This window comes from Robertmurraya sp. FSL W8-0741, from assembly GCF_038004005.1.
GTDB classification, from domain to species: domain Bacteria; phylum Bacillota; class Bacilli; order Bacillales; family Cytobacillaceae; genus Robertmurraya; species Robertmurraya siralis.
Genome location: NZ_JBBOQG010000001.1, coordinates 2,200,967 through 2,216,313 on the forward strand (window position 1 = coordinate 2,200,967; position 15,347 = coordinate 2,216,313).

Consider the following 15,347-nt stretch of genomic DNA (forward strand, 5'->3'; position numbering starts at 1 on the left):
ATGATTAGAGGAATTCTTATCGGAGTATTAGCTCTAGGCGTCGCAGGGACAGCGTTTTGGGGGTACCAGGAGCATCGAGAAAAAAATGCCATTTTGATTAATGCTGAAAATAACTACCAAAGAGCTTTTCATGATTTAACTTATCAAATAGATTTATTGAACGATAAAATTGGTACGACATTGGCAATGAACTCACGCAAATCTCTATCTCCTGCACTTGCTGATGTATGGAAAATAACTGCACAGGCACATAGTGATGTGGGGCAACTTCCTCTCACCTTGCTCCCTTTTAACAAAACAGAGGAGTTTTTAGCCCAAATTGGAGATTTCAGTTATCGTACTGCGGTTCGAGATTTGGAAAAAGAACCATTATCGGATAAAGAATATAATACCCTGAAGGATTTATATGCTCAGTCTGCCGATATACAAAAAGAGTTAAGGGGTGTTCAGCATACAGTATTAAACAATAATTTAAGATGGATGGATGTTGAGCTTGCCCTAGCATCGGAAGAACAACCGCTGGACAATACGATTATAGATGGGTTTAAAACTGTTGAGAAAACAGTAGAAAGCTATGGAGAAACGGATTTTGGACCTACCTTTGTTAGCTTGCAAAAGAAGGACAATCTTTATCAGTATTTAGAAGGCGATGATATAACGCAACAAGAAGCGGAACAAACAGCGAAAAAATATACTGGATTTGGAGAGAATGTAACGGTTCAAACCACCGATAATGGAAAAGGGGCGGACGTTGGTTTTTATAGCGTTTCCATAATAGATAAAAAATCAAAGCTTGAAGCGAATATGGATATCACGAAAAAAGGGGGCTATCCAATTTGGTTTATCGTTTCAAGGGATGTAAAAGAGCAAAAAATTAGTTTGAATGATGCCAGCAATAAAGCGATCAAATTTTTAAAAGACAATAACTTTGAAAACCTAGACTTATTTGAAAGTAGTCAGTTTGATAATGTTGGAGTCTTCACCTTTGTTACAAATGAAAATGATGTTCGCGTTTATCCAGATGCAATTCGTGTAAAAGTTGCGCTGGATAATGGCAATATCATTGGGTTTTCCGCAGATGATTATTTGAAAGCACATCATAAGAGGAAAATTGCCAAACCAACGATGACAGCGGATGAAGTAAGAAAGGAAATCAATCCAAATGTTGAGGTAATGGAAGAAAACTTAGCGATTGTCATTAATGATTTAAACGAAGAAGTTCTTTGCTATGAATTTTTAGGAACACTTGGAGACGATACTTATCGCATTTTTATTAATGCTAATAGTGGTGTAGAGGAAAAAGTGGAAAAGTTACAGAATGCAGAACCAATTTATGAAGATGTTGTTTAATAAAATTAGAAAAAGATTCGTATTAATGCAAGGACTACTTCATTTTTTTTGAGGTAGTCCTTTGTGGGTAGGTAGTTTGTCTCTATTTTAGCTTGCACACTTATGTTCAGCCGTGTCATAATGATAAATAATAGGTCAATTTTCGCATTTAGTTTGATCGTGCTTATGAATTGATCAAAAGAATAATGACTTATGGAAAGTGTGATGAGATGTTAAAAATCGGCGACCCACTTACTTTGGAATTGAAAAATAGGGATAAAGTGGAAAAGTATAAATGCAAGTTAGCAGAAAGAAAAGGAACACATCTTTATATTGACTATCCGATAAACATAATGACAAGTAAGTCAGCTTTTTTTATTGATGGCACTCAGCTTAAATGTTCCTTTGTAATGAAGGATGGGACAGTGTATTCATTTGAGACAGAAGTGATTGGAAGAGTCAAACAAAATATTCCAATGATGATTCTCTCCTATCCAGGAGATGAGCTTCTTATGAGAATTCAGCGCCGTCAATATGTACGTATTGAAACTTCTGTCGATGTGGCAGTTCATCCTTTGGAAGGTGAAATAAAGCCATTTGTTACTGTAACTGATGATATAAGTGCAGGTGGAGCGGCCATTATCGTTCCAAGTGATTTGAATTTATATAACGGGCTGATGGTTCAGGCATGGATGGTTTTTCCGATGCAAAATGGAGAGTATCATTATTTCTGTATTCAAGCTAAAGTTGTACGGGTTATTCCGCTCGATGGAAGAAGGAACAAGGTTTCCCTTGAGTTTAATGGGGTAGATTCACATCAACGCCAAATTTTGTTGCGCTTTTGCTTTGATCGTCAAGTTGCCATGAAGAAAAAAGGACTACTAGAATAAAGAAAATATTGAAAATAGAATAAGTTTCTTCTTAAAATCCCATAATGGAAATAATCGTTAAATTTGCATTGGGGGTGTAAAGATGAAAACGATAGAAAGAATTATGATCAAAATAATTATTGTGCAATTTTTATTTCTGTTATTAACGCAGATTTTTTTACATAAATGGAATGTACTACCTGAATTAAAAGAAATCACTCAGTATGAGGGGGTATCAGATACAAATTTTTCTGATTTACTGGAGACTTTTAATGGAATGAAATGAAGCAGGAAACTGCTTCATTTTTTGATCGAATAAAATTTAAACATAAATCCTATGTGGAGATGAAAAAATAAAAATAGCTGTCTTTTTTCTAATGTCATTTCGGATTCATATGTTAAAATAGAGTCAGCAAATGAAGTTTTGCTTTGAAGATAAAGCCAAACATTCATCTGCTATATTTTAGTAGATATGGTGCAACAACTAGGAGGAATTATGAACAGAATTTCCATTGCTATAGATGGTCCTGCTGCTGCAGGAAAAAGTACAGTCGCTAAAATTGTGGCCAATAAATTGAATTATATATATGTAGACACAGGTGCCATGTATAGAGGATTAACCTTTCAGGCGTTACAGAAAGGGATCGATCTCCAAGAAGAAGTACAATTACTGGAGCTTTTAAAAAAAACAGAAATACTTTTAAAGCCTTCGGAAAATGGCCAACGGGTATTGGTAAATGGAAGAGATGTTTCCAGTGAAATTCGTGGTTCTGAAGTGACGAATCATGTTTCCATTGTGGCTAGGCATCGAATGATTCGAGAAGAGATGGTTAGAAGGCAAAAAAACTTGGCAGCAGAGGGCGGAGTGGTGATGGATGGTAGGGATATTGGAACACATGTCATTCCTACTGCCGAGGTTAAAATATTTCTTCTTGCTAGTGTAGAGGAAAGAGCCCAGAGACGTCATGCTGAAAATATCGAAAAAGGTTATCCTTCCGATTTAGAAACATTAAAAGAAGAAATTGCCGCAAGGGATAAGCTTGACTCTGAGAGGGAAGTAGCCCCTTTGAAAAAAGCGGATGATGCTGTTGTTATTGATACAACATCTAAATCAATAGACGAAGTCGTTGAATCAATTATGACATTGGCAATGGAAAGGATCGGATGAGATGTCTTTTTATTCATTTGCAAAATCAGTTGTATATGGAATTTTAAAACCAATCTATCGGATGGAAGTGATAGGCAAGGAGAATTTTCCAAAAGACGGTGGGGTTTTACTTTGTGCAAACCATATCCATAATTTTGACCCTCCGATAGTAGGAATTGTAGCTCCGAGGACGATTCATTTTATGGCGAAAGAGGAGTTGTTTTCAGTACCTATTCTTGGGAAATTGCTTCCTCATTTAAACGCATTTCCTGTGAAGCGAGGTATGAGTGATAGAGAAGCACTTCGCAAAGGACTTAAAGTATTAAAAGAGGGCAAGGTTCTAGGTCTTTTTCCCGAGGGAACTCGGAGTAAAACAGGAGAGCTTGGCAAAGGATTGGCGGGAGCTGGTTTTTTTGCTTTAAGAACAGATGCTGAAGTTGTACCGTGCGCGATCATTGGTCCTTATAAAGCTTTTTCGAAATTAAAAGTCGTGTATGGAAAGCCCATTGATATGCAACGGCTTAGAGAAACTAAAGCTTCACCTGAAGAAACAACAGAAGTGATTATGAATGAAATTCGCCTATTAATTGAGGCTCATAAGAAGAATGTGTGATTCTTCTTTCTTGACAAATAGAAGCATTTGTAAGAAGTTATAGAAAAGTGCAGATTGCTTGAACATGACATTTGAATTGTCTGAAGGATTATAATTTTAACTATAATTCTTTCGGAGTGATGTTTGGAAAATGAATTAATTCATTAATATTTTTCTTTTTTAGGAAGTAGCGATTGGATTAAGGAGGAGTACATATGTCCGAAGAGATGAATCAAGTAGAAGTGAAGAATTTTGAGATCGGTGATAGTGTCACCGGTACTGTTTCCAAAGTTGAAGAAAAGCAGGTAATCGTGAATATTGAAGACAGCAAGCTGGATGGAATTATTCCAATTAGCGAGCTTTCTAGTCTGCATATTGAAAAGGCTAGCGATGTTGTCGAAGTTGGTCAAGAGCTTGAACTTGAAGTAACTAAAGTTGAAGAGGATGCTTTAATTTTATCTAAAAGAAAAGCAGATGCTAAAAAAGCATGGAGCGTTTTAGAACAAAAATATGAAACGGGAGAGATTTTTGAAGCAGAAGTCAAAGATGTCGTTAAAGGCGGTCTCGTTGTTGACTTAGGTGTAAGAGGGTTTGTTCCTGCATCTCTCGTTGAAGCTCATTTTGTTGAAGATTTTTCGGAATATAAGGATAAGACATTAGCTTTTAAAATTGTTGAATTGGACCAAGAGAAAAATCGCTTAATCCTTTCTCACCGCGCCGTTGTTGAGGAAGAAATTGGCAAGCAGAAATTAGCTCTTCTTAATTCACTGCAGCCTGGGCAAGTTTTGGAAGGAACAGTTCAAAGGATCACCGATTTTGGGGCATTTGTTGATATCGGGGGGATTGATGGTTTAGTCCATATTTCTCAGTTATCGCATGAGCATGTTCAAAAACCGGCTGATGTTGTCCAAGTAGGTCAGAAAGTAAATGTTAAAGTATTGAATGTAGATAGAGACAATGAGAGAATTTCATTGTCCATTAAGGAAACCTTACCTGGACCATGGCATAATCTTGCTGAAAAAGCGCCGAAAGATTCTGTTCTTGACGGTGTTGTAAAACGTCTTGTCTCCTATGGTGCTTTCGTAGAAGTGTTTCCAGGTGTAGAGGGATTGGTCCATATTTCTCAAATTTCACATAAGCATATTGGAACTCCTCATGAGGTGCTTAAAGAGGGGCAAACCATTAAAGTGAAGGTTCTTGAAGCAAATGAAGATATTCAAAGATTATCTTTAAGTATAAAAGAGCTTGAAGAGAAGGAACCGGAATTTTCTGATTATGAACTCCCAGAAGAATCTAAAGGATTCCAACTTGGGGAAATGATCGGTGAACAACTTAAAAAGATAAAAGAATAGCGTTATTATGATTCATTATTATCATGAAAAATGATGAAATGGACAAAAATAATATAAACGACTATTAAAAAGGTGATAATAGGTGACAAGAGCAAAAAGGAAATCAGAACATATACAGCATGCTTTAAAAATTGGTCAAAGCAGACTTGCTGGTTTCGATGACATTACTTTTATTCACCAAAGCTTACCTGATTGTTCTATAGAGCAAGTGCAATTAAGAACAAAAATTGGCGAACTTACATTAAGTTCGCCAATTTTTATAAATGCAATGACAGGTGGTGGCGGTGAAGCGACATTGCAAATTAATCGAAAATTAGCGATTGTAGCAAGGGAAGCAAACGTCCCGATCGCTGTCGGATCACAAATGTCTGCCTTAAAGGATCCATCAGAGGAAAGAACATTTAAAATTGTACGTGAAGAAAATCGGAATGGGCTTATTTTTGCAAATTTAGGGAGTGAAGCGTCTGTCGAACAAGCAAAAGCAGCGGTTGATATGCTTGAGGCCAACGCATTGCAAATTCATTTGAATACCATTCAGGAGTTAACGATGCCTGAAGGAGATCGGAATTTTGTCGGCGCTCTCAGAAGAATTGAGTCTATCGTTAATGATCTTGAGGTTCCTGTAATTGTTAAGGAAGTCGGTTTTGGAATGGGACGTGAAACAGTTGAAAAACTTCAGAGTGTTGGAGTGTCGGCTGTTGATGTTGGAGGTTTTGGTGGTACAAATTTCGCTAAGATTGAAAACGAAAGAAGAAGCAAGCTGCTTACTTTTTTTAATAATTGGGGCATTCCGACCGCAATCTCTATTATAGAAGCAGCCGAAGCGAGTCGAGAAGTTTCAGTTATTGGTTCTGGGGGAATTCAAAATAGTCTCGATATTATTAAAGCCATCTCACTTGGTGCTTCAGCAACAGGTCTTGCCGGGCAAATTTTAAAAATACTTGTCAATGACGGATATGAAGCTCTCATTGAAGAAATTGAAGAGATGAAAAAAGAGCTACAAATTATGATGACGGCCTTAGGGGCAAAAACGTTATTAGAACTCCAGCATGTTCCTCTGTTAATATCTGGTCAAACTCATCATTGGCTAACTGAAAGAGGAATTGATTCTAAAAGATACAGCCAACGAACATAAAATTTTCTTTTACAAAGTAAAGCTCCCGGTGCTAAAAAGCGCCGGGAGCTTTATTGTTCCCCCGATAAGTCGAGGCCCTTTCAGTTTGTACGGAGATGAACAAGCCGCTTTCGCTTTTCTTTGTCCAGCTGCAGGTCCCTAGCACCTATTGTCCTTCAAGCCAGCTCCCTACGATAAGTCGATAACGAATCGCTTCCGCTCTTCGTATCTCCTATATCTCAGTCACTGCCTCTCCAGGCCATACGGTGCTAAACAGGGACCTTCCGCTTTTCTACTTTCCATTGTTTAGTTTTTTTGCTTCTTGTGGGCTGGACATTTTTGTGGCTCCTGGATAATGGAGTGCTTGATCACGATCGGATTCTACTTTATTACTTTTGTTTATCTTTTTTTCTTGACGATCTTTTCCCATGCTGGCCACCTCCTAACTTATAGGATCTATCTTTTTTCATCATTCTATTCAAAGACAACCTTGATATCAGTCTTTTGTGGCTCATAAAAGTTTATTTAGTGCAGATTAAAGTACATAGCGATGAGACATAATGGAGATGATAGGAGGTAACGGAATGGAAGGAGTTCTCTTTTTTTGGTTATTTTGGATATTTTGGATTGTCACCACTTTTTTATGAGTAAAAGTCGCTCAAGACTTCTGCTATCAGCCGCTATTTTAAGTGTCATTATTTTATCTTCTTATTCAATGAAACTGTTTGCTCTTAATATTTCTGCTTCAAGCTTGTTTCTGCTTTTAGCTGCGTATATAACAATGGCAAAACAAAGGGGAAGGAAAGGTCTATATCTCTTTATTACCTCCTTTATTATCATGCTTGCATTTACAACCTTTCATCTATATGAACTATACGATCCAGTATGGCTTATTTTCGATCGAAATATGATGTTGTCCTTTCTTTTAACTTATATCGCCTTACTTTTACACCATGATGTGAAATTTCGCATCATCATCCTTATTTGTGGTTCCATACATGGAGAGATTCTGTATGCGTCGATCTTAAAACATATTACTCCTACTTATTTAATTGGCTCGTTTGCTTATTTGGATGTCATCTCAATCTCGATCGGATTTTTGCTCATTATATATGGTTTTAAAAAGGTGTCATCCTATTTTGAATCTCAAATTAAACATCTTGAAAGGGGAAAGCAAAAACCATCATGAGTGAATATACATACTCCATCCTACTTGGGATTATTATTGGAACTTTAACAAGAGTTTATATGTTAAGAACAGATTATCGCCAGTATCCAACATATTTGCATGGGAAAATCATCCATATTGCTTTAGGTTTTATTGCTGCTGGCTTAGGGACACTTGCAGTCCCATCTATTTTGGAGGAAGATTTCACAGCAGTTACCTTTTTAACTATTGCCGCATCTCAATTTAGAGAGGTACGCAATATGGAACGGAATACATTAACGGAAATGGATAGCTATGAACTTGTTCCAAGGGGAAAAACATATATTGAAGGTATTGCTATCGCCTTTGAGAGCCGCAATTATTTAGTCATCTTCACTTCCCTTCTGACAACACTTGGGTACATTATGACGAATTTATGGGGTGGTTTATTGGTTGGTGTAATTGCTTTTTTTCTTTCGAAAATTTTAATGGCGGGTGGAAAGCTTGAAGATATTGTTGAAATTGAGTATGTGGAGCCGAGATTTGATGGCTCTGGATTATATGTAGACAATATCTACATTATGAATATCGGATTGCCTGAAAGAAGAAAAGAGGTTTTACGCTACGGAATGGGTTTTATTTTGAAACCTAAAAATTTCGACTCACGCTCAACGATCGCGAATTTAGGGCAAAGACAAGCGATTTTACATGATGTTTCAACCGCGCTAGGTGTATATCGAGACTCAGGAACTCCCGCATTAGTTCCTTTGGCGAAAAGAGATTTAGATGATGGCAGAATTGGTATTTTTGTTCTGCCTCAAGAAAGAGATATAGAAAGAGCAATTGAAATCATCGGTAAAGTACCGACATTAGAAAATGCGATCCGGATGCCGACAGAAAGAAAGAAAAAGGAAGAGGGGATGTAAAAACAATGGACCTGGAAAAATTTATTCTTGCTGTTATCACAACAAATCCAAAGAAGGTTCCTTCTGGTGTTGCTGTTTTTTATTGTGATAACAAGGAAGAGATGGATAAGGTTACAGCCAATTTGGAAGCGATCTTGGATGGGATTGCTCATGCGTTAACAGAAGATTTGTATATAATTGTGAAGCATTAATGTGTTCGCTAATTACTCTCAAGCTTCATTTTTCGTGATTTTTAGCCAAACAAACACTGGCTCATCCAATCTTTTCGTTGCGAGGGAGTATTCACTTTGTTAATATAATTAGGTTAGGCCCTTCTAATATGGAAGGGTTTCTTTACTAAGGAAATGCCAAATTGAAAGAAAAACATTATTAAAAGATGTAAACACTTCAGAATTATGTGCAAGTGTAGTCTATAAGAAGGAAAGGGTGATGTTCATGGTGAAACCAGTAGTAGCCATAGTTGGACGTCCAAATGTAGGGAAATCAACGATTTTTAACCGGATAGTAGGAGATCGGGTTTCAATTGTAGAAGATATTCCAGGGGTAACGAGAGATCGGATATACAGCGCCGCAGAGTGGTTAACTCATGATTTTAATATTATTGATACAGGTGGAATTGACATTGGAGATGAACCCTTTTTGGATCAGATTCGTCAACAGGCCGAAATTGCGATAGACGAAGCAGATGTGATTATTTTTTTAACCAATGGCCGAGAAGGAGTAACTGCTGCTGATGAAGAAGTAGCGAAGATTTTGTATAAGGCTAAGAAGCCAGTTGTTTTAGCTGTTAACAAAATTGATAACCCAGAGATGAGGGAGCAGATTTATGATTTTTACTCCTTAGGATTTGGAGAACCATTCCCAATTTCGGGTGCTCATGGCTTAGGATTAGGTGATTTATTGGATGAGGCCGCGAAGCATTTTCCGAAGGATGAGGGAGATCATTATGATCCGGATACTATTAAATTCTCGTTAATAGGGCGCCCAAATGTAGGAAAATCTTCACTTGTTAATGCCATTCTCGGAGAAGAACGGGTAATTGTTAGCAATATTGCTGGTACAACTCGTGATGCGATCGACTCAATGGTGACGGTGAATGGGCAAAAATATGTCATTATTGATACGGCAGGTATGCGTAAAAAAGGTAAAGTCTATGAAAGTACAGAAAAATATAGTGTTTTGCGTGCTTTAAGGGCAATTGAAAGATCAGACGTTGTTCTAGTTGTTCTAGATGGAGAAGAAGGAATTATTGAACAGGATAAAAAAATTGCGGGTTATGCCCATGAGGCGGGAAGAGCAGTTGTCATCGTTGTTAACAAGTGGGATGCTGTTGAAAAAGATGAAAAAACAATGAAAGACTTTGAACAGAAAATTAGAGATCATTTTCTATTTTTGGATTATGCACCGATTGTGTTTTTATCAGCCTTAACAAAAAAACGCATACATACTTTAGTTCCGATGATTGATATGGCAAGTGAAAACCATATGAGAAGAGTGGAAACAAGCGTTTTAAATGATGTTATAATGGACGCTGTAGCTATGAATCCAACGCCAACAGATAAAGGGAAAAGGTTGAAGATTTACTATGCAACACAAGTTGCTGTCGGCCCTCCAACATTTGTTGTCTTTGTCAATGATCCAGAATTGATGCATTTCTCTTACCAGCGCTTTTTAGAAAACCGCATTCGAGATGCGTTTGGATTTGAAGGTACCCCGATAAAAATCTTTGCTCGTGAACGTAAATAAAATTTGCAAAATAGATAGGTCATTTTTTCTAATGCTTATAGTAGCACTAAACTTTTTCAATATCGCTTTTTTCGGTAACTTTAGACTCCTTGACTTTGTCTAAGTTATGTGCGAAACAGTGTTCACTAATTAAAATAAGGACGTGATAATGTGGAAAGAAAAAGAGAAAAAATCTCCGTCATCGGTGCTGGGAGCTGGGGAACGGCATTAGCAATGGTCCTTGCAGATAATGGGCATGAGGTTAGACTTTGGGGACATAACCCTCAGCAAATTGAGGAAATTAATAACAATCATAGCAATGAAAAATATTTACCGGGAGTTACGCTTCCGGAAGAAGTTGTGGGCCATTCATCGCTGCAAACAGCATTAGAAAATATTGATCTCATTCTTTTAGCAGTCCCGACTAAAGCGATTCGAGAAGTGCTTAAGCAGATTCAGGAAGTTCAGGAGCGCCCGTTAACAATCGTCCATGTAAGCAAAGGGATTGAACCAGATACATTGATGACAATCTCTGAAATGATTGAGGATGAAATGGAAGCGGAGCTACTAAAAGATGTTGTTGTACTTTCGGGACCGAGCCATGCAGAAGAGGTCAGTCGCAGGTTTATTACAACGGTAACGGTTTCCTCGAAAAATATGGGGGCAGCGGAAAGAATCCAAGACTTATTTATTAATTCCTATTTTCGGGTGTATACAAACCCGGATATTGTTGGTGTAGAAATCGGGGGCGCTTTAAAGAATATCATTGCCCTCGCTGCTGGGATTACGGATGGGCTTGGCTATGGCGACAATGCCAAAGCGGCATTGATCACAAGAGGTCTTGCTGAGATTGCCCGACTGGGTACTAAAATGGGAGCAAGTCCGTTAACCTTTTCAGGATTAGCGGGGATCGGTGATTTAATTGTCACATGTACAAGTGTGCACTCAAGAAATTGGAGAGCTGGAAATTTACTAGGCAAAGGTCAAAAGCTACAAGAGGTTTTGGACAATATGGGAATGGTTGTTGAAGGGGTAAGAACAACGAAAGCTGCTTATCAATTGGCAGCAAAATTTGAAGTGAAAATGCCGATTACGACAGCACTTCATAATGTGCTATTCAAGGACGCTAGTCCGAAAGATGAAGTGGATTCCTTAATGTCACGAGTCAAAACCCATGAAATGGAGGATTTAGCAAACGTTCTCTCAAGTGACCAGATTTAAGTCGTAACCAGTTAATGGATACATGGTGTATGTCTATAATATTTTCAAAATATAGGCTTTCGAGGATGCGATTTATCTTGGTGATGCATACAATGGGAGCGAAGCAAACTGGTGAAATGAACAGGGTGTATGGTGTATTTAGTCATTTTAGGCTAAAGTAAAGAGCAGCCCCCTACTTTACTTTAGTCTTTTTTTGTCCTTTTTATCAGTTGGGAATTTTTGTTAATAAAAGATAGGATGCTAGCTCATTGATGGGACAAATGATTTACTTATCTGTTATTGCTTATGTTATAATAATTCGGAAAATGACAGTGGAGTCTTTATTTTTTGCGTTTTCCCGGTCCTAATCAGAACGATATTTTAGTTGAATCTCTAAGTCTCTCGAAGGAGTTGATGATATGTCACCAGCCATGTTAAAAATGTGGATCTCGATCTCTGCAATGGGATTTATGTTTATTTCAATTATCATGATTTATTTTAGCCGCTATAAATTTAAAAATAGTGTTATAAAATTTATTACTGCTCTCATTGCGTACGTATTAATGATCTTTAGTGGAATTATTATTTTTTTCGTAGTTTTAAGCGGCCCGACCACATAGATTATTAATCAATACATAGAATAGAAGGATTGATACTTATGAATAAAGGAATACTTTTTTTGTCCATTTGCCTGATCACATCCGCTATTTTAACCGGCTGTGCTTACCCACAGGACAAGTTGGCCCAAAATCAGACCCCATATCAAGAGCAAGTTACAACTGTTCAATCCGCAGTTGAAAGATTCCAAGAGGACAAGGGTGGAATTCTCCCGATCAAAACGAAAGAAAACGATACCCCGATTTATCAAAAGTATTTGATAGATTTTAAGCAGCTTGTACCTCAATATATGGCAGAGCCGCCAGGAAATGCGTATGAATCTGGCGGGGTTTTTCAATATGTGTTAATTGATGTGGAAACAAATCCAACTGTAAAAATATTTGATTTGCGGGTCGCGGAGATCATTAGAGATATAAACTTAAGAATTTCAATGCAAGACTATCCTCCCTACAAAGAGAGGATCGCTGATGGTGTCTTCTCGTTGGATTATCAACAGCTTGGTTTCAAGGAAGAACCAGTCGTAATTAGTCCTTATACTAGTCAAGAACTTCCATTGGTGATTAATGGAAATGCGGAAGTATTTGTAGATTATCGCAAAGATTTATATCAAATTTTGCAAGATGGTTCAAAATCTTTGCAACCAGGTGTGGATATTAGAACTATCCTCCATGAAGATTCATTATTTGTTCCTGCTTACTCATTGCCGTATACAATTGAGGTAGAAACAAATGAAATCATTTTTATGCCTTCTTGACCATGTTTTCTAATCGAAATTTGCAGTCATAACCCTTTTCTTACGGAATATATTGTAGGAGAAGGGTTTTTATTATACTTAATTGATCCATTTTAAGTAAAAAGAAATTAAAAAAGGATTTTCTCATAACTCCTTTTAATTTGAAATGAAATTCATAAATAAGGAGGTATTTTTAAAGAAAATTGTCATAACTGAGTAGGACAACATCATACACATATATTGTCTAAGTATCGTGACAAATTCGATATGAGAGTTTTAAATGGCAATAAATAAGGATAACTATTATCCCACTAACTCACGATTTCAGGAGGGGATCACTTGGAAAAGGTAGATATTTTTAAGGATATCGCTGAAAGAACGGGCGGCGATATATATTTAGGAGTTGTTGGAGCAGTACGAACAGGTAAATCAACTTTTATCAAGAAATTCATGGAGCTCGTTGTTCTACCGAATATGGATAACGAAGCAGAGCGAGCTCGAACCCAAGATGAATTGCCTCAAAGTGCAGCTGGAAGAACGATCATGACGACTGAACCAAAGTTTGTTCCCAATCAAGCGGCTACAGTTCATGTCAGCGAAGGATTAGATGTCAATATTCGTTTAGTAGATTGTGTTGGGTATACTGTACCAGGGGCGAAAGGTTACGAGGATGAAAATGGTCCTCGAATGATCAATACTCCATGGTACGAAGAACCGATTCCTTTCCACGAAGCAGCTGAAATTGGTACAAGAAAGGTGATTCAAGAGCATTCAACCATCGGTGTTGTCGTTACGACAGACGGAACAATTGGAGAAATCCCAAGGGTGGATTATATTGAGGCTGAAGAAAGAGTTATTGAAGAGTTAAAAGAAGTTGGGAAACCATTTATTATGGTGATCAATAGTGTTCAGCCACATCACCCGAATACAGAGGCACTTCGTCAAGAACTGGCTGAGAAATATGATATTCCAGTGCTTGCAATGAGCATAGAAGGAATGCGCGAGGCAGATGTTCTAAATGTTATGCGCGAAGCTCTTTATGAATTCCCGGTCTTAGAAGTCAATGTTAACCTCCCGAGCTGGGTGATGGTATTGAAAGAAGATCATTGGCTCAGAGAAAGCTATCAGGAAGCAGTAAAGGATACAGTTAAAGATATTAAAAGGCTGAGGGATGTCGACCGAGTTGTACATCTCTTTGGAGACTATGAATTTATTGATAGAGCAGGATTGGCTGGTATTGAAATGGGTCAAGGGGTTGCGGAAATTGATCTTTTTGCCCCAGATGAGCTATATGATGACATTTTAAAAGAAATTGTCGGTGTGGAAATAAGGGGAAGAGATCATCTTTTAGAATTAATGCAAGATTTTGCTCATGCGAAGCAAGAATATGACCAAATATCAGATGCGTTGAAAATGGTAAAACAAACGGGATATGGAATTGCTGCACCAACACTTGCTGACATGAGTTTAGACGAGCCGGAAATCATTCGCCAAGGTGCTAGATTTGGTGTCAGATTAAAAGCTGTTGCTCCGTCTATCCATATGATAAAAGTGGATGTTGAATCGGAATTTGCGCCGATTATCGGGACAGAGAAACAAAGTGAGGAATTGGTACGATACTTAATGCAAGATTTTGAGGATGACCCATTATCAATTTGGAACTCTGATATCTTTGGCAGAAGCCTAAGCTCAATCGTAAGAGAAGGTATTCAAGCTAAGCTTTCTTTAATGCCGGAAAATGCAAGATATAAATTAAAAGAAACACTTGAGAGAATTATAAATGAAGGCTCAGGCGGATTAATTGCGATTATTTTGTAACTGCTCAAGACTCCAGAATGGGGTCTTTTTTATTGTTGTTGTTTGCGATAAATAAAGAATAGAGGGCATATGGTAGGTGCAAGTTTTAACGAAGGATGCAGGCTCTATTGCTTCACTCTATTTTTTAGAGGGGCAGCGTATTCTTCCCTTTCACGATTCCAGTAAGAATGCTGTTCGTAAAGGACAGGATTACTTGTCAAAATAGATTGCGAAAAAGCGAGATAAAAAAAGAATTTCAACGAAAAAATCCGTAGTATTGCTCGCGCTTTCGCTCCATAGACTCTCAACTTTTTTTAATAGGCTTGGAGGGAACTCTTGTACCGGACAACGAGAATTTTTGTGCTTTGTTAAAAATATTGCTTCATCATATAAAACAATAAGCATAAGAATGTTCAATTTAGTTGAAAAGCAATTGCGAGTGTAAATATCACTCTAATTTGAATTTTGAGAAATATTGTTCTGATCTCGACAATATCCTGCAAAAACGGTTCAAAAAAGAAAAGATTACCATTAATTCGCTAAATTTTCTTGATAACCTTAAATGATTGTGATAATCTTTTAACAGAATTACTGTTGAAAGCGACATGAAGCCTTATAAATTAAGGTTTTTTAAGAGAAAAGCGTTGAAATCTTGATTTTTATCATTTAATATATGAAAAGAGGTTCATTCAATTGAAACGTTGATGTTATCACATTTAAGAAGTGATAGACCTTTTTTTGTACGAAAATCCAATGTTTTAACCTATTAACCATGAAAAATGGCTAAAAATAGGGATA

General features: G+C 37.3%; 16 protein-coding genes. 15 read left to right on the forward strand and 1 reads right to left on the reverse strand.

Translation table 11 applies throughout. From position 1 onward, the window contains the following. The 7 genes from ypeB (at position 1) to fni (ending at position 6,424) form a co-directional block, all read left to right on the forward strand. Positions 1 to 1,350 carry a germination protein YpeB gene (gene ypeB, locus NST02_RS10635; RefSeq protein ID WP_095306564.1) on the forward strand — a complete coding sequence of 450 codons (1,350 nt, stop codon included), beginning with the start codon at positions 1 to 3 and terminating at the stop codon, positions 1,348 to 1,350. Positions 1,351 to 1,559: 209 nt separating this feature from the next. Next, on the forward strand, positions 1,560 to 2,219 hold the full coding sequence (locus NST02_RS10640) for a flagellar brake protein (protein ID WP_095306563.1): 660 nt from the start codon (positions 1,560 to 1,562) through the stop codon (positions 2,217 to 2,219). 82 nt (positions 2,220 to 2,301) lie between these two features. After that, positions 2,302 to 2,484, forward strand: a complete 183-nt coding sequence (locus tag NST02_RS10645) for a DUF5359 family protein (RefSeq protein ID WP_095306562.1) — start codon at positions 2,302 to 2,304, stop codon at positions 2,482 to 2,484. A gap of 207 nt (positions 2,485 to 2,691) precedes the next feature. Then, entirely contained in the window at positions 2,692 to 3,366 is a 675-nt protein-coding gene (cmk, locus tag NST02_RS10650; protein WP_095306598.1) for a (d)CMP kinase, read from the forward strand. A 1-nt stretch (position 3,367) separates the two neighbouring features. Further along, positions 3,368 to 3,958 carry a lysophospholipid acyltransferase family protein gene (locus tag NST02_RS10655; protein WP_095306561.1) on the forward strand — a complete coding sequence of 197 codons (591 nt, stop codon included), beginning with the start codon at positions 3,368 to 3,370 and terminating at the stop codon, positions 3,956 to 3,958. 194 nt (positions 3,959 to 4,152) lie between these two features. Then, complete coding sequence (rpsA, locus tag NST02_RS10660; RefSeq protein ID WP_137743178.1) at positions 4,153 to 5,289, forward strand: 30S ribosomal protein S1; 1,137 nt, start codon at positions 4,153 to 4,155, stop codon at positions 5,287 to 5,289. A gap of 82 nt (positions 5,290 to 5,371) precedes the next feature. Further along, entirely contained in the window at positions 5,372 to 6,424 is a 1,053-nt protein-coding gene (fni, locus tag NST02_RS10665) for a type 2 isopentenyl-diphosphate Delta-isomerase (RefSeq protein ID WP_340948962.1), read from the forward strand. 271 nt (positions 6,425 to 6,695) lie between these two features. Here fni and NST02_RS10670 read toward each other — a convergent pair whose 3' ends face one another. Then, entirely contained in the window at positions 6,696 to 6,833 is a 138-nt protein-coding gene (locus NST02_RS10670; RefSeq protein WP_095306558.1) for a YpzI family protein, read from the reverse strand. 174 nt (positions 6,834 to 7,007) lie between these two features. Here NST02_RS10670 and NST02_RS10675 point away from each other — a divergent pair, with 174 nt between their 5' ends. The 8 genes from NST02_RS10675 to spoIVA all read left to right on the forward strand — a co-directional run bounded on the left by NST02_RS10675 (position 7,008) and on the right by spoIVA (position 14,570). Next, the gene (locus NST02_RS10675; RefSeq protein WP_340948964.1) at positions 7,008 to 7,592 is read left to right on the forward strand and encodes a YphA family membrane protein; all 585 of its coding nucleotides are present in this window, start codon (positions 7,008 to 7,010) and stop codon (positions 7,590 to 7,592) included. Beyond that, a complete protein-coding gene (locus NST02_RS10680; RefSeq protein WP_095306556.1) occupies positions 7,589 to 8,476 on the forward strand; it encodes a YIEGIA family protein in 888 nt (295 codons plus the stop codon). Before NST02_RS10675 ends, NST02_RS10680 begins: the two co-directional genes overlap by 4 nt. A 5-nt stretch (positions 8,477 to 8,481) precedes the next feature. Further along, positions 8,482 to 8,667 carry a capping complex subunit for YIEGIA gene (locus tag NST02_RS10685; RefSeq protein ID WP_095306555.1) on the forward strand — a complete coding sequence of 62 codons (186 nt, stop codon included), beginning with the start codon at positions 8,482 to 8,484 and terminating at the stop codon, positions 8,665 to 8,667. A 244-nt stretch (positions 8,668 to 8,911) separates the two neighbouring features. After that, a complete protein-coding gene (gene der / locus NST02_RS10690) occupies positions 8,912 to 10,222 on the forward strand; it encodes a ribosome biogenesis GTPase Der (protein ID WP_095306597.1) in 1,311 nt (436 codons plus the stop codon). A 150-nt stretch (positions 10,223 to 10,372) separates the two neighbouring features. After that, positions 10,373 to 11,422 carry an NAD(P)H-dependent glycerol-3-phosphate dehydrogenase gene (locus NST02_RS10695; RefSeq protein ID WP_095306554.1) on the forward strand — a complete coding sequence of 350 codons (1,050 nt, stop codon included), beginning with the start codon at positions 10,373 to 10,375 and terminating at the stop codon, positions 11,420 to 11,422. A 398-nt stretch (positions 11,423 to 11,820) separates the two neighbouring features. Continuing rightward, on the forward strand, positions 11,821 to 12,021 hold the full coding sequence (locus NST02_RS10700) for a DUF2768 domain-containing protein (protein ID WP_095306553.1): 201 nt from the start codon (positions 11,821 to 11,823) through the stop codon (positions 12,019 to 12,021). 38 nt (positions 12,022 to 12,059) lie between these two features. Continuing rightward, on the forward strand, positions 12,060 to 12,773 hold the full coding sequence (locus tag NST02_RS10705) for a hypothetical protein (protein WP_095306552.1): 714 nt from the start codon (positions 12,060 to 12,062) through the stop codon (positions 12,771 to 12,773). Positions 12,774 to 13,091: 318 nt separating this feature from the next. Further along, positions 13,092 to 14,570 (forward strand): stage IV sporulation protein A, encoded by a 1,479-nt coding sequence (gene spoIVA, locus NST02_RS10710; RefSeq protein WP_095306551.1) that lies wholly within the window; start codon positions 13,092 to 13,094, stop codon positions 14,568 to 14,570. Positions 14,571 to 15,347: the final 777 nt, after the last annotated feature.